Annotated in this window: 24 protein-coding genes; 4 read left to right on the forward strand and 20 right to left on the reverse strand. The window is 35.8% G+C overall.

Going from position 1 to position 24061, the window contains the following annotated elements; genetic code table 11:
• Positions 1-21: 21 nt before the first annotated feature.
• Together ACIFOT_RS28725 and ACIFOT_RS28730 are read right to left on the reverse strand one after the other, a co-directional pair.
• Positions 22-318 carry a hypothetical protein gene (locus tag ACIFOT_RS28725; RefSeq protein WP_430071303.1) on the reverse strand — a complete coding sequence of 99 codons (297 nt, stop codon included), beginning with the start codon at positions 316-318 and terminating at the stop codon, positions 22-24.
• A gap of 68 nt (positions 319-386) precedes the next feature.
• Positions 387-980, reverse strand: coding sequence for an SMI1/KNR4 family protein (locus tag ACIFOT_RS28730; protein WP_430071306.1), 594 nt, complete (start codon positions 978-980; stop codon positions 387-389).
• A gap of 145 nt (positions 981-1125) precedes the next feature.
• On the opposite strand from ACIFOT_RS28730, the gene ACIFOT_RS28735 reads away from it, so the two are divergent.
• Positions 1126-2304, forward strand: coding sequence for a LysM peptidoglycan-binding domain-containing protein (locus ACIFOT_RS28735; protein ID WP_430071308.1), 1179 nt, complete (start codon positions 1126-1128; stop codon positions 2302-2304).
• An 89-nt stretch (positions 2305-2393) separates the two neighbouring features.
• Here the strand turns inward: ACIFOT_RS28735 and ACIFOT_RS28740 are convergent, their stop codons facing one another.
• Both ACIFOT_RS28740 and ACIFOT_RS28745 read right to left on the reverse strand, forming a co-directional pair.
• Positions 2394-2525 carry a hypothetical protein gene (locus ACIFOT_RS28740; protein ID WP_430071311.1) on the reverse strand — a complete coding sequence of 44 codons (132 nt, stop codon included), beginning with the start codon at positions 2523-2525 and terminating at the stop codon, positions 2394-2396.
• Between the two features lie 894 nt (positions 2526-3419).
• On the reverse strand, positions 3420-4364 hold the full coding sequence (locus ACIFOT_RS28745) for a hypothetical protein (protein WP_430071313.1): 945 nt from the start codon (positions 4362-4364) through the stop codon (positions 3420-3422).
• 706 nt (positions 4365-5070) lie between these two features.
• Here ACIFOT_RS28745 and ACIFOT_RS28750 point away from each other — a divergent pair.
• On the forward strand, positions 5071-6075 hold the full coding sequence (locus ACIFOT_RS28750; RefSeq protein WP_430071315.1) for a DUF3231 family protein: 1005 nt from the start codon (positions 5071-5073) through the stop codon (positions 6073-6075).
• A 168-nt stretch (positions 6076-6243) separates the two neighbouring features.
• Here ACIFOT_RS28750 and ACIFOT_RS28755 read toward each other — a convergent pair whose 3' ends face one another.
• From ACIFOT_RS28755 to ACIFOT_RS28785, 7 genes are all read right to left on the reverse strand, one after another.
• Positions 6244-6762 (reverse strand): nucleotidyltransferase family protein, encoded by a 519-nt coding sequence (locus ACIFOT_RS28755; RefSeq protein WP_430071368.1) that lies wholly within the window; start codon positions 6760-6762, stop codon positions 6244-6246.
• 105 nt (positions 6763-6867) lie between these two features.
• Positions 6868-7155 carry a hypothetical protein gene (locus ACIFOT_RS28760; protein WP_430071318.1) on the reverse strand — a complete coding sequence of 96 codons (288 nt, stop codon included), beginning with the start codon at positions 7153-7155 and terminating at the stop codon, positions 6868-6870.
• 146 nt (positions 7156-7301) lie between these two features.
• A complete protein-coding gene (locus ACIFOT_RS28765; RefSeq protein ID WP_430071321.1) occupies positions 7302-7754 on the reverse strand; it encodes a C40 family peptidase in 453 nt (150 codons plus the stop codon).
• 140 nt (positions 7755-7894) lie between these two features.
• Positions 7895-8986 (reverse strand): right-handed parallel beta-helix repeat-containing protein, encoded by a 1092-nt coding sequence (locus tag ACIFOT_RS28770; RefSeq protein WP_430071324.1) that lies wholly within the window; start codon positions 8984-8986, stop codon positions 7895-7897.
• Between the two features lie 456 nt (positions 8987-9442).
• On the reverse strand, positions 9443-12043 hold the full coding sequence (gene ppsA / locus ACIFOT_RS28775) for a phosphoenolpyruvate synthase (RefSeq protein WP_430071327.1): 2601 nt from the start codon (positions 12041-12043) through the stop codon (positions 9443-9445).
• A gap of 165 nt (positions 12044-12208) precedes the next feature.
• The gene (locus ACIFOT_RS28780; RefSeq protein WP_430071330.1) at positions 12209-12760 is read right to left on the reverse strand and encodes a DUF3231 family protein; all 552 of its coding nucleotides are present in this window, start codon (positions 12758-12760) and stop codon (positions 12209-12211) included.
• 115 nt (positions 12761-12875) lie between these two features.
• Complete coding sequence (locus ACIFOT_RS28785) at positions 12876-13280, reverse strand: hypothetical protein (protein WP_430071333.1); 405 nt, start codon at positions 13278-13280, stop codon at positions 12876-12878.
• A gap of 107 nt (positions 13281-13387) precedes the next feature.
• Here ACIFOT_RS28785 and ACIFOT_RS28790 point away from each other — a divergent pair, with 107 nt between their 5' ends.
• Positions 13388-13597: a hypothetical protein gene (locus ACIFOT_RS28790; protein WP_430071335.1), complete on the forward strand. Its 210-nt coding sequence runs from the start codon at positions 13388-13390 to the stop codon at positions 13595-13597.
• A gap of 213 nt (positions 13598-13810) precedes the next feature.
• Here ACIFOT_RS28790 and ACIFOT_RS28795 read toward each other — a convergent pair whose 3' ends face one another.
• A complete protein-coding gene (locus ACIFOT_RS28795) occupies positions 13811-14266 on the reverse strand; it encodes an NUDIX hydrolase (RefSeq protein ID WP_430071338.1) in 456 nt (151 codons plus the stop codon).
• A 281-nt stretch (positions 14267-14547) separates the two neighbouring features.
• On the opposite strand from ACIFOT_RS28795, the gene ACIFOT_RS28800 reads away from it, so the two are divergent.
• Positions 14548-14727, forward strand: a complete 180-nt coding sequence (locus ACIFOT_RS28800) for a hypothetical protein (protein WP_430071341.1) — start codon at positions 14548-14550, stop codon at positions 14725-14727.
• A 203-nt stretch (positions 14728-14930) separates the two neighbouring features.
• On the opposite strand, the gene pnuC is transcribed toward ACIFOT_RS28800, so the two are convergent.
• From pnuC to ACIFOT_RS28840, 8 genes are all read right to left on the reverse strand, one after another.
• Positions 14931-15551: a nicotinamide riboside transporter PnuC gene (pnuC, locus tag ACIFOT_RS28805; protein ID WP_430071344.1), complete on the reverse strand. Its 621-nt coding sequence runs from the start codon at positions 15549-15551 to the stop codon at positions 14931-14933.
• A gap of 387 nt (positions 15552-15938) precedes the next feature.
• Positions 15939-16901: a carbohydrate kinase family protein gene (locus ACIFOT_RS28810; RefSeq protein ID WP_430071347.1), complete on the reverse strand. Its 963-nt coding sequence runs from the start codon at positions 16899-16901 to the stop codon at positions 15939-15941.
• Between the two features lie 79 nt (positions 16902-16980).
• Positions 16981-17958, reverse strand: coding sequence for an ABC transporter permease (locus ACIFOT_RS28815; protein WP_430071351.1), 978 nt, complete (start codon positions 17956-17958; stop codon positions 16981-16983).
• Positions 17955-19517, reverse strand: coding sequence for a sugar ABC transporter ATP-binding protein (locus ACIFOT_RS28820; protein ID WP_430071354.1), 1563 nt, complete (start codon positions 19515-19517; stop codon positions 17955-17957). Before ACIFOT_RS28820 ends, ACIFOT_RS28815 begins: the two co-directional genes overlap by 4 nt.
• Positions 19518-19620: 103 nt before the next feature.
• Entirely contained in the window at positions 19621-20589 is a 969-nt protein-coding gene (locus ACIFOT_RS28825; protein ID WP_430071356.1) for an ABC transporter substrate-binding protein, read from the reverse strand.
• A 388-nt stretch (positions 20590-20977) separates the two neighbouring features.
• Positions 20978-21739 (reverse strand): DeoR/GlpR family DNA-binding transcription regulator, encoded by a 762-nt coding sequence (locus ACIFOT_RS28830; RefSeq protein WP_289983698.1) that lies wholly within the window; start codon positions 21737-21739, stop codon positions 20978-20980.
• Positions 21740-22275: 536 nt separating this feature from the next.
• Positions 22276-22494, reverse strand: coding sequence for a hypothetical protein (locus ACIFOT_RS28835; RefSeq protein ID WP_088087109.1), 219 nt, complete (start codon positions 22492-22494; stop codon positions 22276-22278).
• Between the two features lie 555 nt (positions 22495-23049).
• Positions 23050-23889, reverse strand: a complete 840-nt coding sequence (locus ACIFOT_RS28840) for an Imm26 family immunity protein (protein WP_430071359.1) — start codon at positions 23887-23889, stop codon at positions 23050-23052.
• Positions 23890-24061: the final 172 nt, after the last annotated feature.

Consider the following 24061-nt stretch of genomic DNA (forward strand, 5'->3'; position numbering starts at 1 on the left):
TTCTTCACAATGACTTTTTACTTAAGTTCTCTTATTTTGTTTAGCTCTAAAAATACTAATACCAGATACTACACACAGCAATAACAGTAATAATAATCTTAACCAATCCATTGCAAGCCAAACGTCTCCGCCATTGACAATATCAGGGCTTAAACCATACTCATCAACAAAAATACCTAAATTCCAAAATAAGTTAAGCGAAATAAGTAATGAAAAAAGACTTAATAAAAATACTATAATTGATAATTTCCTTTTTCCCATTGTAAAACCACCTTTTTGAACAAAATTTTTTACTGAATCTCCATCTGATTTTACCATAAAAACCCATAATCCTTATTGAATTATTCTGCTTACGTTAGTGGAACAAGAATGAGTCAGTATTTTTGTTAAGCAAGGTGGTATATTCCTGTAAAACCAAAATCATTTAATACAATTTCCTCGTCTTCCTCGATTAGCTTATATGTTCCGTCTTTAAGGCGTTTTATAATTTCGCTGAACCAGGCTTCCAAGCTGTTTGATATGACCTTACGTTCTTCCCAATCGTGCCAAAAGGTGATAATTTGACCAACTGTTCCTCCTTTGTCTGGGTCTAAATCAATACAAATATCTTCTCCAGCACCATTAGTTGCTATGGGAATCCAACAAGGGTTCCACCAGAACTCCTTTTTTACTGCTCCGACTGCTTCCACTTCTTCAAAATCCTTAAACACATTATTATCCACGAGTTTCTTCATTGTTTGCCACGAATCAACAATTTCATCTAGGGACAATAAAACATAGTTGCCAAGAGCTCTTTTATATTCATCTCGTTGTCCATTATGTATAAGCAATAATTCTTTAAAACTTTTAGGAAAGTGGAGCCCCATTTTTTGTTCAGCCTCAGCAATTTCTGCTTCAGTAGCTGCCTCATTGAAAGTCTCTAATATCTCTGGACAATTTAATTCTAACCATTGTGCAAATTTTCCCCAAAGCTGCTTCACACCAATACTAGAATTCCGCGAATTTTTCTATTATTTCCGCAAAACTTCATACACAGTGTCATTTTTTAGCAATTTTTTCCCAAAATACTAGAAAACTATGGTAAAATATTAAGAAAAATAGGGAAATAGAGGTGATTTTTACAAGATGAAGAAAACCATTGTTCGTACGCTGTCGACAGCCGCGCTTTTTTCGACGCTTTTTGCTGGTTCCGCCCTCGCCGATACATACAAAGTTCAAAAAGGTGACACCTTATCAAAAATTGCCTCAAAGTATAATACGAGTGTTCAAGATATCAAGACTCGGAACAGCCTGAAATCCGATATTATCTATGAAAATCAAAATCTCATTATTTCCGCTGAGCCCCAGGCACCGCAGACGACCACTTATACCGTAAACAAAGGCGACGCACTCATTAAAATTGCCAACCGTTATAACGTAACGGTCGGCGAGCTGATGCAATGGAACAATCTGGATAGCAATATTATTTATGTCGGACAAGTCCTGAAGGTTTCAGCTCCGAAACAAACAACGACTGCACCAAAGCCAGTCACACCGACACCGGCACCTGCGCCGTCGACGTCCACAACAACAACTAGCGAATATACCGTTAAGAGCGGCGACAGCTTGAGTAAAATCGGCGTGCAATTTGGCATGACGGTTGAACAGTTAAAAACATTGAATAACTTGAAATCTGACATGATTTATGTCGGGCAAAAACTGAAGGTCACAGCGGCACAGACGACGACACCAGCACCGACACCAACACCAACGGCACCTGCTCCATCAACGGTCTCCGACTATACTGTTAAAAGCGGTGATACGCTTGGAAAAATTGCCGGGCAGTTTAACATGACGGTTCAGAATTTGAAGTCGTTAAACGGGTTAACCTCCGACATGATTTATGTCGGGCAGAAGCTGAAGGTATCGGGCCAGCAGCCTAGTACCCCTTCACAGCCATCCGATTTTGCGTCGAAGATGATTTCGACTGCTAAAAGTTTGATGGGCACGCCTTACGTGTGGGGCGGCAGCTCTCTTTCCGGCTTTGACTGCAGCGGGTTCATCTATTATGTGGCGAACCAGGCAGGCATGAAGATCGGCCGTTATTCCGCGGATGGATATTACAGCCGCGCTTACTATGTGGCGCAGCCGAAGGCAGGCGATCTCGTCTTTTTCGAAAATACATATAAGCCAGGAATCTCCCACATGGGAATCTACCTTGGCGACAACCAATTTATCCATGCAAGCGAATCTGGCGTTGCCATTAGTAATTTAAGCAATTCTTATTGGAAACAACATTTTGATGGATTTAAGAGGTTTTACTAAAATGAAAAACGCTTGGAAGAGATAAACATCCAGGCGTTTTCTTTACAAAAAAGCGCTAAAAATAAAAAGTTGCCCATTAATAGGCAGCTTTATTTTTCAGATATAAGAGAAACAACTTTCTCAAAAACATCTAGTTGGTCTGAAACAAGGAAAGCAGGGAGAAGCATCATAGCAAGAAGAACCACAAGATTCGAACCAATCCCTATTTTTAAAAACTTCATAATAGTCCCTTCTTAGTTTTAGTCATAGTACATACTATGCCGATATATCGAATGGGATTGGATGAGTTACTCATAAATTATCGTAAATTCCACTTACTAATGAATAGGATTCGAATTTATACTGGAGTTTGACCCAAGGTACCGATGATAAAATGCAATCCAGCAGCTTTGAACTAACAGATAAATTGGAAATAAGTAAAACAGCTTGTATCCGTGCCTGTAATGAAAAACACCAAAATAAACAGCAAGCCCTTCCATTCCAAGGCTAAATAAAGACCAACTAAGAATGTATATAGGAGTAGATCCTGGTCTTAGGCGATCATACAAGTAAAAAAATAAGTAACTTATTGGACCATAAGAAAGGTAAGAGAGAAAATCAATTAATTGATAAGAAGAATTGTCATTTACATCATAAAAACTAACAGGCTGAACACTTAGGGAATGATCGAAAAAGAAGCCGCTATAAATACCACAAGTAAAAAATACAATAGCCGTTTTTTTAGGAAACCTTTTTGGAAGGCACAACACCGTGATGATTCCTACGCATAATCCAACCAGAATAAACCATTCATTTGAATTGAAATGGTTGTCATAAACAATCATACTTTCTTCACTTCTTTCCGACCCGCATTGATTATAACCCAAGCCATCAATCTCGAAAAAACAGTATAACTGCTAAACAGTAATAAGGTATATATAACATTCCAATGATGGGCTGTGATAATGTCCAACTTTCCTAATAACTTCTGCATCAAAAGAAAACTAAAAATTAGTAGAAGAAACAATTGAAAAAAAGCTGCCAATGGCAGCTTTATCTTTACCCCAGAAGCGGACAACCGCTGCTTTTCTACACTATTGCACCCCGGTAGTTCAAGAAGAAGGTACACTTAGTTTCTACAAGCTGACTGTTTTTAGTTCTCTCGAATTTTTATCAAAAAGTTCCAGAGCTGCGGAAGATATCTTTTTATAATCTTTTTCTAACCATACATTTATATTAGGCTCATAATCTTTTTTTAAAATGATAGAAGACAAATTCTTAATTATGTTAAAAGAAGCATACGGATGGGGAAAATCAGGGTCATTTTTTGCATCGTTCAGGAATTTCTCTAGAATTAAGTGGTTTTTGGAATAGATAAGTTCTACTAGTTTAGCCCGATATTCTAATTCATAGGACTTTAAACCAGGAAAGTATTTGTAATCATATAAATGCTGAGCTTCGTGTTTTAAATAGGATACCTGAAAATGGTCGTCTTCTAAATCTTTGTAACGGTTTAAATTACAATACAAACCATCTTCGTTTGCCCATCCACCAACAGATCTATTGTTAAACGTTGCGTAACCCATCCAGCCTTCAAGAATAAAATCTGACATCATATGTACAGATACTGGAATTGATTGGTGAGGTATTTCAACATTAAAATTAACTGTTTCCGTACGTTTCCAAATATATGCTCCTCTAAATGGAGGAGTAACTCCACCTAAGAAATAATAACCTTTTTCAGTAAAAATATTAGCCAACTCATTTTCAGTTTCATCGATGTTTAAAGGTGACTCAATTTTTAAATGCATTCTTAAACTTTTATTCAGATTTAACTCAGCATCATTCATCAAGTCTGCATTAGTTAATACTGTTCGAAAATAATTATGATAAGCTGATACTACATCTCTAATCCAACTATCTTCCGTTAAAATATTTTCATCTGGTTTTTGAGAAAAAAATCTTTCTATATACCTCTGCTGTAATTTTTCAATTTCTTTTGTTTTTGGCTGAATGGAACTTAGGTATTCCATTGCTGAATTTATATCTCCTTGAAGACACAGTGAAAAAAATCTATCCATTTATTCCTCCCCTTTTAATTTATTTTATTTTATAGAATTTCAAGATACCTCAGGCATTTCCCTGCTTAATTAAGCTATGCTGCCCGGCAGCAGAATAAGAACAAGGCTGCATTTTTGGCAGCCTGTTTTTTAATTGATTCCGGTCATAAATAAATGGTTCTTAATTCTATAAATTTTTAGATGTTAAATCAGCGGGTTTGCTGATTGGAGTGCGTTATCCGCTGATTGGAGCTCACTATCCGCCGATTAAAGTGTGTTATCCGCTAATTGGAGCTCGCCATCCGCCAATTGTTTTGCTTTTCGCTGATTGGAGTGCGCCATCCGCCGATTAAAGTGTGTTATCCGCTAATTGGAGCTCGCCATCCGCCAATTGTTTTGCTTTTCGCTGATTGAAGTGCGTTATCCGCTAATTGGAGATCGCTTTCCGCCAATTGATTTGCTATCCGCTGATTGGGGCTCGCCATCCGCCGATTAAAGTGTGTTATCCGCTAATTGGAGCTCACCATCCAACGTCGGAGGACCGTATTTTATGTATACAATTGCATTCATTTTTCGTCCTCCAATTCGTTATATTCCTTATATCATACGAAAAATACGAATAAATAGAACGATTGTACATTCTTCAATAGTATACTTCATAGTTAATACCATAAAATAATCTCAGTTAGCTGAGAGCCATATAAATTATTTCAAAGGAGCCATATTAATGGAATCTGAACACATTACTAAATTGACCGCTGCTGAAGTTGCACAAATTTGGTCCGCTTATATGAACGTCAGCATGAGTAAATGTTTGTTTACATACTTCTTAGAAATAGTTGAAGACAGTGAAATACGCTTGGTTATTAACCATGGATTAGAATTAGCGGAAACTCATTTAGCCAAATTGTCAGCGTTTTTTCAAAAAGAGGGGTATCCAATACCCTGTAGTTTTACAGTAGAAGAAGATGTAAATGTAGCCGCTCCAAGATTATTTTCAGATAGTTTCATGTTGCATTTAATTCATAATATGGGTGTTATGGCTCTTAGTTTTTATGCTATAGCCAAAACATTCGCTGTTCGTTCAGATTTAGATGAGTATTTTGCTCAATGTGTTAGGGAACTGACCGAATTTGATACGAATTCGAAAAATCTTTTGTTATCAAAAGGCTTATACATTCGGTCGCCTTATTTAATTCCATCAAATGAAGTACACTTTGTTAAAAGTCCAAATTTTATGTCAGGTTTATTAGGGAATAAAAGACCGTTAACAGCTATTGAAATTACAAATTTGTTTGCAAATTTACATAAAAATGCTTTAGGTCATTCAATAATGATGGCATGGAGTCAGGTGGCACAATCAAAAGAAATAAAGCATTTTATGGTAAGGGGAAAGGAAATTGCTTTCAAACATACTAAGGTATTTGATTCCGTGTTAGAAGAAGATCATTTACCTGTTCCAATTTCTTTTGATACTGAAGTAACTGACTCAAAAGCAGCTCCCTTTTCAGAAAAAATGATGATGTTTATGGCTACTTCTTTAACTGCATTAAGTATTGGATTTTATGGAACAAGTATGGCAACTTGTACAAGAAAAGACTTGGCTCTCGATTACGTTCGCTTATCCGCAGAAATCGCTTCATTTGCTGAAGACGGAGCCAAAATAATGATTGATAATGGCTGGCTGGAGGAACCTCCCCTAGCTGTGGACCGTGATAAATTAGTGAATTAATAAACAAAAGCTATGACATTAATTAGAAAAGCTGCTCCGAAGCAATGAGGATAATCTTCATTGTTTCTGAGTTCTTTTATGAGTATCCCCATAACTAAAGCTACGGGTTTTACGCTGCATCTTGATAAATAGAACGAAGGCGCCTCTTCAACATTTTGTTGGATAAAACTAGTTCCAATGAAAAACCTTTAATTTACTCCAAGTCGATTTCCAATTCTTTTTTCTAACGCGCTCTTCATAAATTTCCATTCTTTCTTTTGTCTCTGTAAAAAAAGGAGTCGGTCTTACTTCTAGATTGACAACATCACTAATTCCCCAAGGGGCAGTTAAAATCACATTGTCCTTTTCATCTAATTTCACGCCTAGAGCTGTCGCTGTTTCTGGAAACTTAGATATAGCATCTACAGAAGAAGAATAGGGTGGCAAATTGCTTTTAACGTGCATTCTTGCTTCATTCTTTACTGACCAAGGAGGGGTGGGATTAAGGGATTTAAGCTTTTCTTCAAGTTTCTTTTCCTCAAATTCATCGATATTACTTGGTTCGAAATAAATTACATCTATATCTGGGATCGGTGTCCTTCCGCCGAAATCGTGTAACGTGTCCCATATTTTTGAACGAACAAATCCAGCACAAACCCACCAATCAGGCAAATTCAATGATTTTGCTGATTTTAATATTTCCATCATCCATTTATCTTTCTTAATAAGCGAAAGAAGTTGTTCTTCATTAATCACTGATCTATTACTCCTTAAAATTTGTATTACAAACTAGATATTCATTAACACTTATTACTAATTTCTTTTTTGCAACGATTTAACTGCTAAATGTTCCTCATCCTTTTTTACATATATATTATATTGGGTATTATCCTTAAATCGGTTAGTTCGATTATCAAAGCTGTAAGGAGTTTCCGTTTTATATTTGATCCCTTCCGTTTTCAATTTTGCTATGATTCTAAAGTATTCCTCATTACCGAATGCAGTGTAAACTAATTTCCAGTTCCTGTTTAAGAAGGTTCGAATTATTGAAGCAAGTATGATTACTAAAGCGATCAAACCAAGCGCAATATACAGTTCCATTTCTTGCCTCCCCGTACTTTTCTTTTTAAACATTATATTTCTGTAGATATTATGTAATTCCTCCCTCCTCTAACCTCCCAATTTTTTTAGATAAATAAAAAAGCTGCCATCGGCAGCTTTTTCTTCAATATCTTTCAGTATGATCTTTATACTCGCTTTACTCCAATATATCTAGCATGCCAATATGGGTTGTTTGTGTAGGTGATAATGACCCCTTTTGAGGATGATGCCATAATCATTTTCCCGTATCCGATATAGATGGCAACATGGGTTGGGGCACTTGCTTTGGTCGGTCCATAGAACAATAAATCACCTATTTGCAAATTAGATGGTCGATATCCGTTTCCATAGTACATTTGGGCTGCAGTGCGATTTAGTGTTCTTCCCGCTTTTCCGTATGAATACTTCACAAGACCTGAACAGTCAAAACCGCTTGGCGACATGCCGCCCCATCGGTATGGAACTCCAATATTAGATTTCGCAATCGAAATGGCTGCTGTATGATAATTATAAGCTGCTTCTGCTTTTTCACCCTTGGCGGCGAACAAAGAGCCACAAGAAGCTAAAATGGTAAAGGCTACGATGAATTTCTTTAGCATGATTGTTACCTCCTAGTGTGATTTGATAATTACACTATACTAGAAAGGTATAACAGACTCATCACAGCAAGATGATAATTGTGTTACAAAGTTATTCTAATATATTTTTTGCTTGATTAGATCCGCTTTCCGCTTTTTTGCTAACTACTGCTTTCATCCTGATCACAATCACAATCCTCATTCCGAAAAAATGAATTCCCCATGCCATTATTTTCGATATCCTGATTCCCATTATTGCAAGCAATATTCTCAACCACTTCATTATCATTGGAGTCTAAATCAATTCCATCATCATCGTTTTCATTCGCTTTATTTCTACTGATAAAATTGTTGTTTTGATTAACCTGAATTCCATCTTTCCCATTATTAGATGTACGATTTTCTTCAATATAATTAAATCCTTGAGTTGGAACATTGGCTGGAGAAATAATCGAAATGCCACTTTCCGCGTTCCAAAAACTTAAATTCATCCGATAAAGCGAGTTAAAAGGATTATTTATTCTTATTCCATTACCTTTTGATTTTGAAACATTATTTTCGATGATGGACATTGTTCCATTATTCAATGAAATTCCATCACTGCCAGTATGTTGAATTTCATTTTGTAATATTAACCCTGAAAAAGCCTGCTGGGCTGAAACGATTCCATTTTGACCAGCCTTTTGTATCTTATTTTGAATGATTGAATTGAAAGGATTAGATGGAATAGTAGATTGATTAATATTTATATTGATGCCATTCTTTCCAACTTCCTTTATCTCATTTTGAATCATTACATTGATGTTAGGATCGGTAACATTTATTCCGTTTTGACCAATATTCGTTATTTTATTTTTTTGAAATAAGTGAGTAGCACCATTAGTAAAGAAAACGCTTTGGTTAATAACGATACCATCATTTTTGATATTTTTAATTACATTTTCTAGACAATATGCGAAATCGCAAAATTCAATTGATATTCCACTCTGAATGTAATTTTGGATTGTAAAACCTTTTATTTCAATACCAGAGGCTAGGTTTTCGGAGGTATGACCCACTCTAAATCCAAAAGGCAATGAATGATTCCCTTCAAGAGTCGCTCCTTTCTCACCGATAATCGCTATACTTCTATTAAATACATTTACACTTTCATGATACGTTCCCTTTTTTACAAAGACTAAATCACCTTGCTGTGCAGCCGTTACCGCTGCTTGAATCGTAGGAAAATCTCTAGGAACCACGATGATACTCATGTTCTGTCCCTCCCAAATTAGTTAATGCTATTGGTATGCATGTCCAATGCAATTTGAAAGGTACAAGGGTTTAAATTAAATAAATAAAACGATCGTTTTTCCACACCAATCGATTATTTTCGGGGAAATTCTTTATGTGCTATACTAACTAAACGTTTGATTATAACCATTAATAACCGTGCTATAGAGGGTTTTATGTGATGAAAACCTATCGAAAAATGTTTATGTATTACCAGAAAAATCAGCATCATCCTTGTAAAAAAGACTAATTTTTATAAGACTGACAGAATTCAATAGGATTCCCTATTCTTCACCTTTAATCAGACGTTTAATTAAATTGGACTTCTACCCGCATCAATACTCACTTCTTCTATCAAAATACGTTGGAAAAATGTCGAAGGAAAATATCGCTAACTCGATAAGAAAGGCTGCCAAAATGGCAGCCCTGTACTTTAATTATAATATTGTGATATACCCTTCTGTTCCATGCACGCGAATTCGTTGCCCATCCTTTATCAGTTTGGTGGCATTTTCTACCCCTACAACTGCTGGTAAGCCATATTCACGTGCGATAACTGCTCCATGGGTCATCAGCCCGCCAACTTCGGTGACTAGGCCTTTTATGGAAACAAACAATGGCGTCCAGCTAGGGTCAGTAAAGGAGGTGACTAATATATCTCCATCTTCTAAATCAGCATCTTCGATGTTTAAGATGACACGTGCTCTTCCCTCTATAATTCCAGAGGAAACAGCAAGACCTACAATAGCATCGGCTGGGAGGTTTTCTCGTTTGTACTCACCTGCTATGATTTCACCATCAGACGTGATTACACGTGGCGGAGTTAGTTTATCAAAAAATTTATACTCATCTTTTCGTTTGCTGATGATCTGGTAATCCAGTTTATTTGTGCGTACGACTTCGTGAAGTTCTTCAAAAGTGAGATAGTATATATCTTCTTTTTCATGTATAACGCCCGCCTGTGCGAGTTGTTCGGCTTCTTTCAATAAAGCCAGCTTATAAACGAAGTAGCGACTAACCATGCCGTATTTTGGATATTCACGGTACCCAATGAAATTCCGGATTAGGTCGATCATGCGTTTTGTTTCTTTGGCTTTTTGTTCACCATCCGGTAATTGCTTCAATCGATCTAATATCTCTTGTTCTTTTTTTAAAGCTTCCTGTAGTCCCTGCTCAAATTTCCGACTGCTGGCATTAGGCTCAAAGTTTTTGATGTTACCCAGAATCACGGGGACAAGTGTAATTGGTTTTTCACTCCAACGAGTTTTAGTAAGATCGATTTCTCCACTACATCGCATTCCGTATTTGTTGAGATAAGCATTGATTGCTTCTCGGGTTATTTGTCCCCCTTCAAACTTAACCAGTTCATCCAAAAAGTTATCGTCTTTTACATGTTGTAAATAATCAATTACTTCCGGATAAGGACGAATCACATCTGCGACATCCAATAGCGCCAGACCCATTTCTGAAGTAATATTGTTTGGTACAGATTGAGAAAGAATGTCTGCTGCGTTTTTTTCACCTAACCACTTATTTATGTTTTCATTGATCCATGATGAAGCATCCATAGCCGCCATAAATACAGCCGAACTCTGTGGGTTAAATAAGATTTTCCTTAATTGCTGGATATCATCCAAGATAAAATTAAATAAATCTGATCCTGATTTCGTTTGGATGTTTTGTTTTAACTCTTCTATCGATGTTTGATTACTCTTGATCAAATCAGCAACGATTGACGGATTGTTTTCGATTCCTGCCAGCATATCTGTATTGTTTTTGCGTGGACTCGGTGCTTTCTCATCATTTTGTAACGATTTTATAAAATCTCCTCGCTCTACTACGGTCATAAGTGCGTCTTTCATAAGCGGATCATGTTGTTCCATGGTTTTTAATAACATTTCTCTGCTAACTGGTGAAGCCAGATGAGGTGTGATATCAACAAACAGCCTGCCGCCAGCTTTACGCATCGGTGCAGGAGTCGTTAAAAGGAAAAAAGACAATCCCAGTGGTTTCATGGGATCTGTCATCATTTGTTGGTGACCGACAGATACATAGACGTGATTTTCTTGATCATTCACTTCAGGGATGGGGAAAAGAGTAGTAATTGGCCGGCTCTGAACAAGATAAAATGTATCATCAACCAAACACCATTCGATATCTTGTGGGCAGCCAAAATAAGCTTCGATCTGTCTTCCAATGCGTGCTAGTTGTAATATTTGTTGGTCAGTGAGTGTTTGAGTCTTTTGTTGATCCGGATCGATCGGCACGGTCTCTGTTCCGCCTTCTTTTCTTGCATAGATAGCCAATTTTTTGGTTGCGATCATCTTATCAGCGATTTTATCTTCCTGTACTTTATAACAATCGGCAGATACCAAGCCAGAGACCAGTGCTTCTCCAAGCCCAAAACTGGCATCGATTGATAATAACTTTCGGTTAGAGGAAATCGGATCAGCGGTAAATAAAATCCCTGAAGCCTGCGGGAAAACCATCCTTTGAACGATAACGGATAAATAAACTTGCCTGTGGTCAAATCTATTTTGTATTCGGTATATTACCGCTCGATCCGTAAATAGAGAAGCCCAGCATTTTCTGATATGCTGCAAGATGGCTTCTTTTCCGATGATATTTAAATAGGTGTCTTGTTGACCAGCAAAAGAGGCATGTGGCAAATCTTCAGCGGTTGCACTAGAACGCACTGCATAAGCATGTTCATCGCCAAACTGGGAGAGATAGTCAGCAACTGCGCACGCAACGTCGGAAGGAATTTCTACTTCCATAATGATTTGTCGAATCTTCCTGCTGATTTCAACAATTTGATTTCGATCCTCTACTTTTAACAGTGTTAGTTGATCCAACAAAGCATGATAGGTTTCGTTTTGTTCGATGGCTTTTTGATATCCCACTGTTGTAACACAAAATCCTTCTGGAACTTGTATTCCTTCAATTTTTGATAATTCCCCTAAATTGACCCCTTTTCCGCCAACAAGCAAAAGCTGCGTTTTTTCCATTTCCTGAAACCCAAGAACCAAAGAACTCATTCTACATCTCTCCTAACCATTAAGGTTCTTTTGATTTTAGCAGTAGTAAACGAGAATAAAAAGTCTATATTTGCCATTTTTTAAATGGTATAATTAAAGTAGGAAGAGTTCCATTTTTAAAGTAAAAATTAAAAAACCAACTCCTAAGGTTTGAGTTGGTTATTGTTATCGTGGTGCACCTGGAGGATAGTAATATGGCGGCATTTTAAGCCATCCTCGTTTACGCATAAGTGTTTTTAAAGCTGTTCCAAACGTTACCCATTCTAGATAGTTTTGTAACCACAACAAGCCGACATCATTTCGAACAGAATCAGCTTGTCCCTTAGAACATGCTTGTAAACATGTAACTAATTTGAATGCTATACCATTAGCGAGTTCATTATCCGTTAACTTTACACCTAAAGGAATATCATTTGGGTCAGAGTTTGTTTTTGATGATGATACATCTGGTAAAGGAATTCCTTCTTTTTTCATAAAATTACTTAATTTTCTAACTTGCGATTCACATATCCGAACTACATCTGTTAACATTTCTCTGACTTCATCATCGGTGGTCGTATTTAATCCCATTTCCTCATACCGAATAAACTCTTCCATTAAAGTTAAATAGGTCCAACAGTCCCCAGCTTCAATGATATGTAAAGGTGATTTGGGTTCGTTTGTTGTATCAATAGAAATCTTCAGCGTGTTCCAAATCGCTTCAAAAGGATTAGACATCAACACACCTCCTGTACTGCATTATTCCCAATTTATTAAAAAAACATGTAATTTTTGAAAAATTATTAATGTTATTGAACTCATATTTATACGATGTCCCTTTGGCATCAAATTCCTAATTTTTTTGTATCTTTATGATTGCATTTGAAGGGGTAAAACCATCTTTATTTCCGTCCATCAACTGCCCATATTTAGTTGGTATTTTAACAAACTGAACAACTTTATTCTTATCAAGAAATACAAGCAAATATATATCATCGCGATAAGCCATATTAGCTGGATCTTTAAATTTAACGCCCAATTGCTCACTTATGGTTTCTTGATCAGTGTAAGGGGTTATTAAATAGGCTTTATCCCAATCGAAATCCGTTAGAGAATTAAAATTGATTTCCGTTACGCTTTTTTTCTCCAAAGCAGAACTTATAGATTTCTCTAATCCTTTATTATGCATACCAACGACTTGCGAACAACTTGCTAGTAAAATTAGAGAGAAACAAATCATACTTACAAATTTCTTCAATATACCACACCCCTATTTGGTTTAGTTAATTCGTTTATTTTTTTAGACATTATTTTTATCAGTACTGGACCAAACTCTCGATCATATAATAATAAGAGGTGATCGAAATGGATGAACATCTTCAACAAACATTTGATATCCGTTATTTGAACATTGGTGCGATGGTCAATGGTGGCACTCTGCAAATTGGTACTGGGGCTGGTAAAGCTAAGAGAGCCGCTCCTATTGGATATACAACAGTTGGGACTACATTAGTTCCTCTAGGAGGTCCTGAGTTTGCTGTCCCATTACAAGCACCAGTACGTCCGAAATTATAAGATTTGACCATGTTTAATTACATCTTTAAATAAAAGACCTCTCCTAATGTATGACTTCCTGTTAGAAGTCATTTTTTATTATTAAGCTTCCTTTAAAGGGAATACATCCACTTCAAATAAAATGCAATTTTTATGGTTCTAAAAGCAGAATATTTCTTTTTGTTGAGTCCTGCCTTACTCAACTCAAGCTACCAGTTTGTTAAACAAGGAATTTTACTTAATTTGTTTATGGAATACATTAATAGGGTGGTAACTTTTATTAACAAGACAATTGGTTATTTGTTTTATTACGCTTGGATTGCGAAGTTCATCATCGTTAGACTTTACTAAATCACTCACCTTCACCCAGGCACTGTCTATAATTCCATCTTCTTCAATATTTATTGAACCCCCAGTAACCTGCCCTATAAAATGAAACATAATAACTTGGTCTTGAGAGCTACTAATAAAGTTATAAATACCAGTTGTATATGTAAGTTTCACATCTAGTCCCGTCTCTTCTTTCACTTCCCTTATAGCGGCATCAAGGATGTCTTCTCCCATTTCAATTCGTCCACTTGGAAAATTCCATTTATTTATTACATTTGGTTTATTTTCTTTAATCATTAAAACTTTTTCATCTTTAATTATTGAAACACTAACAACTAAAACAATCGGTTTTTCAGTCATTTTTTCTCCTCTGTAATGATCTATATTGTTTATTCCCAACTACCTTTTCGCTTCCGATTATCCATTTTCCTTCTTCAACAAACTTGCCACGTTAGTACAATAAAAAAGGAACGCCGTAGCAATTACCAATTTTTATCTACCACCCAAGTTAGTTAACAAGCAACTTCTTCTCCATTGCATATAAAAATCCAACTGTGAATAAATATTAGATGGGATTATTTGTTTTTATTCGTCTTGTATCTAAAGGGCATCCATAAATAAGCCTGATTGGAGGTATGCTAATGGGCGGAGGACCAATATTTGTATTACCGATATTCTTTATACTTATTTATTTAATTGTACTCGGATTTATAATTTGGTGTGCTGTGAGCCTTATAAAAGCCCAAAAAGAGCGAAATGTTGTACTTAAAGAGATTTCAAGCAAGCTCGATGTTTTAGATAATAACAAAAAAGAAGAGTGATATACATTTAGGCTAACGAGAAGCTCTCAACAACCAGGGACCGTCTGTGACGGTCTTTCTTCTTGAACTAAACTGCATCCGTTAGTCGAATAAGAAAAAGCCACCATTATGGCAGCTCCAATCTTTAACTATTGCACCCATTAGTTGAAGAACTTTATCCAGGCATTCATTGAAATATGGATTGGTTTGTCTAGATAAAGCATTTAGTAATAATGTTTCCTCCATTCAAGTACACCTAAGATACAAATAATTAAAAATACAAAATATGTAAAACTAATCGTATAAAGACCTTTGTATACATACAAACCAACTGATAAAATATCCACTAAAATCCATAAATACCAATTTTCAAATTTTTTAGTAGAAAATAGAACTTGGGCAACCAAGCTGGTAGTTGCAATAAATGAATCTAGAAAAGGTGCACTAGCATCGGTATATTTATTTAATAGGTAACCCCAACCGTAAGATAAAAAGGGTACTATAAAAATTATTAAAATCCAACCGTCTAATGTGAGTTTCGTCGTTTGACAAACTGACTTCTCTCCGCGATTACGTAACCAAAAAAACCATCCATATAAACTTAACACTAGAAACATTCCTTGAAGCAACATATCTGCATAGAGTTTTGCATTGTAGAAAATCAGTAATAATAAAACAATGTTTACAATCCCAATTGGATAGTTCCATATGTTTTCTTTTGCTGCTAGGTAAACACAGACTAGTCCGAAAAAACTTGCTAATACTTCAATAAAAGTTGAATCTTTATAATAGGCGACTGCTACAAATATGACTAATATGACATAATTTATTAAATTGTTTTTCAATCCCTTCCCTCATTCCTAATCATAAATGGAGAAATAGATTCCTTTAAATATACAGTATTGAATTAATATTTAAATAATGTCTTATTTAACTAAACTGCCACGATAGTTCAATAAGAAAAGCCACCAAAAGGCAGCTCGCTCTTAACTCTTACACCCGTAAGGGGAATATATTAGTATAACGAAGAAAATTATTAGTCCCATATATAGAAATGCACATAAAACAAAGATCCAAAAACAAATCCCTTAATTTCTTTAAAATAGCTCCTTATTAACCACACTAAAGATGCCCCAAAAATAGAAACAATTGGTCTGCTTAACCTATCTATAGTTTTTGCATCGACAAAACCAATCAAAAAGTTGGATAAAAGGCAGCATGTAAAACAGTTACTAATTTTGATTATTCATTAGTTTCATAACTTCTTCCACGTACGGCATGCTTAATATTGCACCTTTCCTTGTTGTGACAATTGCTCCAACTGCATTTCCGAAAATAGTAATTTCTTTCATATCATCGATATTTAAATCAGCAATAGGTTTATTTTTTTCTAAATATTTATATAAAACGCCACTAAAGAAGCCATCTCCCGCACCTGTTGTATCAACTGGATTCACTTTGAAGGATTTAAATTTCCCTATGTTCTCCCCTTTTCGATAAAAACAGCCTTCAGCTCCTAACGTGACAAATATAAGTTCTGTGTTATACTGTTCAACCAATTGTCTTGTTCCTTTTTCTAAATCTGCCTTTCCAGTAATGAATTCCAACTCTTCCTCCGAAAGCTTTACAATGTTAGCATATTTCAATCCCTCTTTAATCATTTTCTTTGCATGCTCTATATTCTTCCAAAGCAAAGCCCTTAAATTAGGATCATAGGAAACAACTTTCCCTTGTTCTTTTGCTACTTGGACTGTCTTTAGAGTGGTAGAAGCAGCTGGTTCATTAGTGAGGGAAAGAGATCCAAAATGAAAAATTTTGGTTTGAGCTACGATATTCTCATTAATGTCATCCTCTGTTAACATGGTATCCGCACCGGGATTTCGATAAAAGCTGAATGAGCGGTCACCATTTTCATCTAAATGAACAAATGCAAGCGTAGTATTTGCTTTTTGGGTAAAGGATAATCCTTCGCAGCATATGTTTGCATCTAATAAAACTTGCTTTAAATAATGTCCAAATTGATCATCTCCTACCTTACCAATGAAACAAGTCTTCTTGCCTAATTTGGTTAAGCCCGCTAATACATTGGCCGGGGCACCACCAGGATTTCTTTCAAAGACAACTTTGCCAGGCTGAGAAGAGTTAGAAGGAGTTAAATCAATTAATAACTCTCCAAGAGCTGTTACATCATACATTTGAACCTCTCCTAAATTCTAGAGAATTTATTAAGCCAGAAGACTACTCTTCTGGCTTTTTATTTGAAATGGAACTAATTTAAGTTCTGCTTCGTAATCTATCAAGAAGCACGGCAATAACAATAACTATCCCTTTTACAACTTGTTGCCAGTAATAATCCACGTTAAGCAATGTCATTCCATTCGTTAACACAGCAACAATCAAAACCCCAATGATAGTTCCTTGTATACGGCCACGTCCCCCTACAAAACTAGTACCACCTAGTACGACAGCTGCTATCGCATCTAGCTCAAATGCTATTCCTACCATGGGCTGCCCTGAGAACAAACGTCCGGCCATCACAACACCACTAACACCGGCGAATAAGCCACTGATGGAATATACATTAATCAGGGTGCGTTTAACTTTAATCCCTGTAAGATGTGCAGCTTCTTCATTACCGCCAATAGCATAAACATGTCGCCCGAACATCGTATACTTTAAAACGATTAACATGATGGTATAAACAATTGCCATCACATAAATAGGAGTAGGAATCCCCAGAATTTCCCCTGCTCCAATGAACTTGAACTGCTTTGATGCCAAAACTACAGGATATCCGCCGGTTATAACATAAGCCAACCCCCTCAGGTAGGTCATACTTCCAAGCGTTACAATAAATGCAGGCAACTTAGTTACAGCGGTTAAAAATCCATTAATAGCCCCAGCAACATATCCTACAGCAACTCCTACTAACATAGCGATAACTGGAGGAGTTCCGGCATTTGATAGTAATACAGATATAACACCGCTCAATGCAAGGGTTGAGCCTACCGATAAATCAATTCCTCCTGTTAATATAACTACAGTCATCCCAGCTGCCAGAATAGCAGTAATTGAACTCTGCTTTAGTACGTTTAAGATATTACTTGAGTCCGTGAAATTCGGTGCAACAATAATCATAACGATGATTAATAAGGCAAGAATTATTACCATGCCCAGCTGATTAAAAATCTGTTTTGACCGTTCCTTGAATGAAACTACGGATGGACCTGACATTTGTAAGTTTGTATTCATTGTTTAACCTCTCCTGTAGCATAGTACATAATTTTTTCTTGTGTAGCTTCATTACGAGATAGTTCAGCTCTTAGTTTCCCCTCATGAATCACTAAAATCCGATCACTAACTCCTAATACTTCTGGTAATTCAGAAGAAATCATCAATACAGCAAGCCCTTGTTCTGCTAATTTACTGATGATTTTATGAATCTCAGTCTTTGCACCTATGTCTACACCACGGGTCGGTTCGTCAAGCAGCAGTATTTTAGGACCAATAGATAACCATTTAGCAATAACAACCTTTTGTTGATTTCCTCCGCTAAGGCCCATAACATTTTGATCCTTTGATGCCGTTCTTACTCCAAGTTCTTTAATGTATCGATCAGCATCACGATTCATTTGCTTAAACTGCAATAGTTTAAATTTACGATAGGTTGGCAATTGTGCCATCAGTATATTTTCTTTTACAGATAAATTTGGTAATAACCCCTGTTCCTTCCTGCTTTCAGGAACATGAGCAATGCCAAGTTTTATTGCGTCAATAGGACTTTTTATATGAACCTGCTGGCCATCCAAAATTATTTGACCCTCTGACAGTTCGGATAGTCCAAAGATTGTTCTTACCAGCTCAGTCCGTCCCGCACCGACAAGGCCTGCTAAGCCCACAATTTCACCAGGGTAGATTTTCAGCGATATCCCCTTTACAAACTTCTTGTCAGAGACATTTTTTAACTCAAGGACTGGTTTTTGGTCAGACCTAACAATACTTTCGATTCTTTCTCTTACAAAAAGCTCATTTAACTCTCTTCCTACCATAAGTTTTACTAGATTCTCGGGATTTGTATCCGAAATTGGTCCACTTGTAACCCAATGACCGTCTCTAAGAACTGTAAAGCGATTTGAAATTTTAAAAATCTCATCCATTCGATGAGAGATATAAACAATAGCTACGCCTTTTCTTCTTAATTCTTCAATGATGCCAAAAAGCTTTTCTATTTCTTTATCTGTCAGAGATGCCGTCGGTTCATCCATAATTAAAATCTCAGAATTAAGTGATAACGCTCGAGCAATTTCTACCATTTGTTGTTGGGCCACACTTAAGGTGGAAACATCCGCTCGAGGATCCAAGGAAGATCCTATGGATTTTAAAACTTGGGCAGCATTTTCATAAATATCATTCCAATTTATTAGGCCCAGCCTATTTTTCTTAAATTTTGTCCCCATCATAATATTCTCACCAATGGACAAATTAGGTGAAAGGCTTATTTCTTGGTGAATAACACTGATCCCATTATTTCTTGCCTCCATTGGATTATTCCAATGTACTTCTTGACTTTTATATTCAATCGTTCCTCCATCAGGCTGATACACTCCAGCCATGATCTTCATTAAAGTAGATTTTCCTGCACCATTCTCCCCCATCAAGGCATGAACTTCCCCTTTATAGAGTTCGATATTAACGTTTTGCAACACCTTGACACCGGAAAATTTCTTCGTAACCGCCTTCATCCTAAGGATGGGTAACTGACTCTCTGGTAGACGACGATTTATTTGTTCTTGAATCTGAAATACTGCCATTAGTGCCACTCCCTAAGTCTCTTTTTAGGCCCTATTTTACTAGGATATAAATATAGTGCTCCTGATAGAGCACCATATTTTACCTCCACTAGAGGGAAATCAATTACCAGCCGCTATAGGAATCAACATTATCTTTAGTGATAAATTTAGTTGGAATAAGAACTTTTGAGTCAACTTTCTTTCCATCAATGATTTTTAATGCTAAGGCAACACCGTCAATAACCATTTGATTCGGGAATTGTGCTGAAGTACCAGCAAAGCTTCCGCCTTTTTTCAGCGCATCAACCGCAGAAGGCGCACCGTCAACACTTACGACAAAGAATTCATTCTGTCTACTAGCTTGTTCTTGAGCAATTTGTACTCCAACAGCCTCTTCATCATTTATTGTAAATACTGCATCGATTTTTTTGTTTGCTGTTAGTGTACCTTCCATTACGGTAAGAGCCTTTTCACGATTACCCTCACCATTTTGTTTAGCAACAACCTTGATATCTGGATATTTATTAATCACTTCGTTAAAACCTTTAATTCGGTCTGTCACTGCTGAAACAGGAGGTCCATCAATAATAACAATATTACCTTTTCCATTAAGTTGTTTTACAAGGTACTCCGCAGCTAATTTACCTGCTTGAACGTTATCAGACATAACCACTGTGTCAATGCCGCCTTCTGCAAATCCATCAAGAGCAACAACAGGAATACCTGCTGCTTTTGCCTCACTAACTGCACCAGCAATTCCAGCAGAATCAAACGGGCTTAATAATATTAAATCAACTTTTTTTGTGATAAAGTCTTCAATTTGTGCAGTTTGTTTAGCAAGATCTTGATCCGCACTTACAGTAGTTACTTCAGCATTATACTTAGAAGCAACTTCTTTAGCGCCTTTAGACATCGCTACAAAGAATGGATTACTTAAATTTGGAACTGTTAAACCAATCTTTAGCTTTTTTTCAGTATTAGACTTGTCATCTGTTTTACCTGTATTAGAAGCGCTTTCATTATTGCTGCATGCACCTAAAAAGCATAAAGTTAAAATTAATAATACTATGTTAAAAATTTTAAAGGTTTTCATGATTTGTAATTCCTCCTAAATAGAGTTTTGTAAAGTAATAGATACTTCTAGCAAAACACAATTCTTGTAAAAAGATCTGTAATATCGTAGTATAAAAATGAGTGCTAAAATTAGTATTAATTTTAGGTATACTCAGGCAGGGTTATGATTTTGGGCGTTTTTCCATTTGGTCGTGGTTGCCCTGAATCGTAACCTTTTTTGTGATTCTTTCATTTTTCTCCCTCAAAGAAGAAGTTAATTAAAATGATTAAAATCTCCTTCTATTATTTTCACAACTCTATAAGCATCACCTCCTAAAAATGATGTGGATATTTTTTAAACGCTTTCATTTAAATGCCTTCATTTTTTGCTTTTATCTGATATTAGATCCTTACCTATGGGGGAAAAGTCAGACTACGCGAACAGAAATCCCTGATTCCTCAATGCGGTTAAGTACCGTCTTTTGTGCAGCACTATCGGTTATTAAATAATTTATCTCATGAATATCCGCAAACTTCGCAAAACTTACTTGACCTATTTTAGTATGATCAGTAATGAGAATAACCTTTTCCGCACAATCAATCATTTTCTTTTTCGTTGATGCCTCAATTAAATTTGGAGTTGTTAAGCCATTTTCTACATCAACGCCATTCGTAGCAATAAACGATTTGTCTACACAAATTTGATTAAAGCTGTTTTCAGCCAATGGACCTACCAACGCTAGTGTTTCTGAACGCAGAGAACCACCACATAATAAGACTTCAATTCCAGATACATCCTTTAATTCATTAGCACATAAAATTGAATTGGTAACCACCTGTAAGCTCGAAAAGTTTCTTAGCTCTTGGGCAAGATAATAAGTTGTCGTACCCGAATCGAGCAAGATACTTTCACCGTTCTCAATGAGCTTAGCCGCTTCCTTTGCAATAGCCCTTTTCTCTTTTTGAAACTGCACTTCTTTCTCAATGTAAGTCGGTTCGAAGGTCACACTTTTGAACAAGACAGCCCCACCATGTGTTCTTTTTAACAATTGTGCTTCCTCTAGTTCCTTTAAGTCCCTACGAATTGTTGATTCAGACAAGTCGAAGTGTTGACTTAATTCTTGTACATCCACTCTAGCATTCTTGTTTAGTAACTCTAATATGGCCGACTTTCTTTCTATACCGTACACAGAATCGTTTCCCTCCAAATCATTTAAAATGCGAAATTTGACCGTTTTTAGCTCGTTTTTGAATGAATTTGATTTTTTATGCTTATTTTTGATTATATGTGCTATTTTACCAATTTACAATATCAATTTTAGAATAATTATGAAAATTTTAAAATTAGGAGGGGGGACACTCTGAGTAAGTAAAACTTAGAAGTAAACACAAGTTCGGGCTTCGAATGGTATTAATTTGAGAGAAATGAAAGTAGTTTTGAAAAAGAAAAATTGAAGTATAAATTCTAAAATAAAACTAAACGGAAAAAGGAGTTTCTCCATTTAGAGAGTAACACCTAGTTTGTGGTCCCAAAATTGAATAGAAGCAGCTTACTTGATTCCTGCTTCTTCTTTTAAAATCATTGCCGAGACGCATTCGACGTGTATCGAGTGTATGTGGCAACACAAGAAATGCTGGTGAGTAAATATTTTTGAATAAAGTGTTGTATATAATCTTCATTTTCAGGATTGATATTCTTTCATTAAAGCACTCGTTAATTGAAGAGTTAATGATAGATAATTAAAAGAATCCCTAAAAAAATAAATCCAAAAAGAATGATTAAACCACTTGTGTCTAGTAGGACGCCTATTACCGCCCATAAGAAATAGAAAATTTTAATTTTTGTACTTTCATTTTTATAATTTTTATAAGATTCTTTAATTAGCCACCCTAAAATGCTACATCCCACAACAACCAATATAATACCAATAGTCATTATTTTCATAAACGTCCCTCGTTTATAAAATAATTTTCTTCATATACCTGTTAGTTTGTCACTTTTCTTTTTCAACTAAACTGCCACGTTACTTCAATAAAAAAAAAAGCCACCAAAAATGGCAGCTTGTTCTTTAACTCTAGCACCCAGTTAGTTGTAGAGTGGGGAATAGATTATTAAAAGAACTCCTAATAAAATAAGACCAAGAATAATAATTAATCCATTACTAAAATCTAATACGACACCTAATATCACCCATAAGAAAAAGAAAATTTTAGATTTTGTACTTTCATTTTTATAATTTTTATATGCCTCTTTAATAAACCACCCTAAAATGATACTTCCGCCAACAACCAATATCATCCCAATAGCCACTATTTTCATAATCGTACGGTTTTCTTACTCCTTTTAAGGAATTTATATACCTGTTAGTTTGTCATTTTTCTACTTCACCTAACCTCCCCGTTAATCGAATAAAAAAGATCGCCGCAGCGATCATAATACTTGTGCTCAACACCCAGTTAGCTTAAGTACAACTTAAAGGTAAGACTTATTAAAGTTCTTTCAATACAATACCTTTTGTTCTTTTGTCAGGATAATAACATTTTCAGGTCGGACAACATCTGGCAAAAGAAGCGTATCCATAAAGTTATTTTTAAATGGTAAATGGTTCCACGGTTTAATTGCAAAATATGCTTCAATAAAACTGCTAAGGATATATTCCTGATAAATCTTCATACCGACTCCAGACTTGCCGCTATGTTCCAAAGGTACAGGTGATTTTCCTATCACCAATGATTCGTTACCTAGCACTTTCCATTTACCACTATTTAAATTGAATAAATCTTTTATTGTCATTACTGATATAACAGTAGATAGAACTATATCCACTTTTGGTTTTATTTCATTACTTCGACAATCAAATATTGCACAAGTAACAGATGATTTTTTATTTTGATGCCATAATATCTGTCCATATCCATATGACCTGTCAGATAATTGAATGGCAAATATATCACCTTCTTGCCATTTTTGAGGTTTTGGGCATTTCCACATTGTAACTACTTTTCTTACTTCCTCGATATATTCTGAAGTTAGTTCTTGACGAAATGGCTGTATGACTAATTCATTTATTATAATTGCAACTTCAAGAATACTATTACCTTGTTTCGAATTTGCATTTATAAAAACACAGCCGCCTTCAGCATCGATTTTGATTTTTCTATAAATGTCTTTATCTTTACTTTTTATAGTATTACGTAATTTTTCTTCGGCTTCATAATTTGTCTCTAGATCAAATTCTTCGCCTAGACTTTGTACAATCATAAAGCAGGGATTAATTGCGTCAGGAAGATGAATTTTAACTATGCCAATATCTAGTGCAAAATTTTCAATGTTAACCATACAAAACCTCACAACACATATATATAATTTTAAAACATTAATAAAGAAGTTAAACAACAGGGCATAGGCTGTTTAACAGATCTGTTTCGTTAGTTGATCACCTAAAAAAAGAGCTGCCGCCGCAACTCATTTTAAACTTAAGCACCCGTTACTTTAAGTTATCATGAACGAA

Source organism: Neobacillus sp. NRS-1170 (assembly GCF_050468025.1).

Excerpts from the sequence above, each read along its gene's own strand:
- ACIFOT_RS28725 (WP_430071303.1), bottom strand. The coding sequence starts at position 318 with ATGGTAAAATCAGATGGAGATTCAGTAAAAAATTTTGTTCAAAAAGGT.
- ACIFOT_RS28735 (WP_430071308.1), top strand. The coding sequence starts at position 1,126 with ATGAAGAAAACCATTGTTCGTACGCTGTCGACAGCCGCGCTTTTTTCG.
- ACIFOT_RS28740 (WP_430071311.1), bottom strand. The coding sequence starts at position 2,525 with ATGAAGTTTTTAAAAATAGGGATTGGTTCGAATCTTGTGGTTCTTCTT.
- ACIFOT_RS28745 (WP_430071313.1), bottom strand. The coding sequence starts at position 4,364 with ATGGATAGATTTTTTTCACTGTGTCTTCAAGGAGATATAAATTCAGCA.
- ACIFOT_RS28750 (WP_430071315.1), top strand. The coding sequence starts at position 5,071 with ATGGAATCTGAACACATTACTAAATTGACCGCTGCTGAAGTTGCACAA.
- ACIFOT_RS28755 (WP_430071368.1), bottom strand. The coding sequence starts at position 6,762 with ATGATGGAAATATTAAAATCAGCAAAATCATTGAATTTGCCTGATTGG.
- ACIFOT_RS28760 (WP_430071318.1), bottom strand. The coding sequence starts at position 7,155 with ATGGAACTGTATATTGCGCTTGGTTTGATCGCTTTAGTAATCATACTT.
- ACIFOT_RS28765 (WP_430071321.1), bottom strand. The coding sequence starts at position 7,754 with ATGCTAAAGAAATTCATCGTAGCCTTTACCATTTTAGCTTCTTGTGGC.
- ACIFOT_RS28770 (WP_430071324.1), bottom strand. The coding sequence starts at position 8,986 with ATGAGTATCATCGTGGTTCCTAGAGATTTTCCTACGATTCAAGCAGCG.
- ppsA (WP_430071327.1), bottom strand. The coding sequence starts at position 12,043 with ATGAGTTCTTTGGTTCTTGGGTTTCAGGAAATGGAAAAAACGCAGCTT.
- ACIFOT_RS28780 (WP_430071330.1), bottom strand. The coding sequence starts at position 12,760 with ATGTCTAATCCTTTTGAAGCGATTTGGAACACGCTGAAGATTTCTATT.
- ACIFOT_RS28790 (WP_430071335.1), top strand. The coding sequence starts at position 13,388 with ATGGATGAACATCTTCAACAAACATTTGATATCCGTTATTTGAACATT.
- ACIFOT_RS28795 (WP_430071338.1), bottom strand. The coding sequence starts at position 14,266 with ATGACTGAAAAACCGATTGTTTTAGTTGTTAGTGTTTCAATAATTAAA.
- ACIFOT_RS28800 (WP_430071341.1), top strand. The coding sequence starts at position 14,548 with ATGGGCGGAGGACCAATATTTGTATTACCGATATTCTTTATACTTATT.
- ACIFOT_RS28810 (WP_430071347.1), bottom strand. The coding sequence starts at position 16,901 with ATGTATGATGTAACAGCTCTTGGAGAGTTATTAATTGATTTAACTCCT.
- ACIFOT_RS28815 (WP_430071351.1), bottom strand. The coding sequence starts at position 17,958 with ATGAATACAAACTTACAAATGTCAGGTCCATCCGTAGTTTCATTCAAG.
- ACIFOT_RS28820 (WP_430071354.1), bottom strand. The coding sequence starts at position 19,517 with ATGGCAGTATTTCAGATTCAAGAACAAATAAATCGTCGTCTACCAGAG.
- ACIFOT_RS28825 (WP_430071356.1), bottom strand. The coding sequence starts at position 20,589 with ATGAAAACCTTTAAAATTTTTAACATAGTATTATTAATTTTAACTTTA.
- ACIFOT_RS28835 (WP_088087109.1), bottom strand. The coding sequence starts at position 22,494 with ATGAAAATAATGACTATTGGTATTATATTGGTTGTTGTGGGATGTAGC.
- ACIFOT_RS28840 (WP_430071359.1), bottom strand. The coding sequence starts at position 23,889 with ATGGTTAACATTGAAAATTTTGCACTAGATATTGGCATAGTTAAAATT.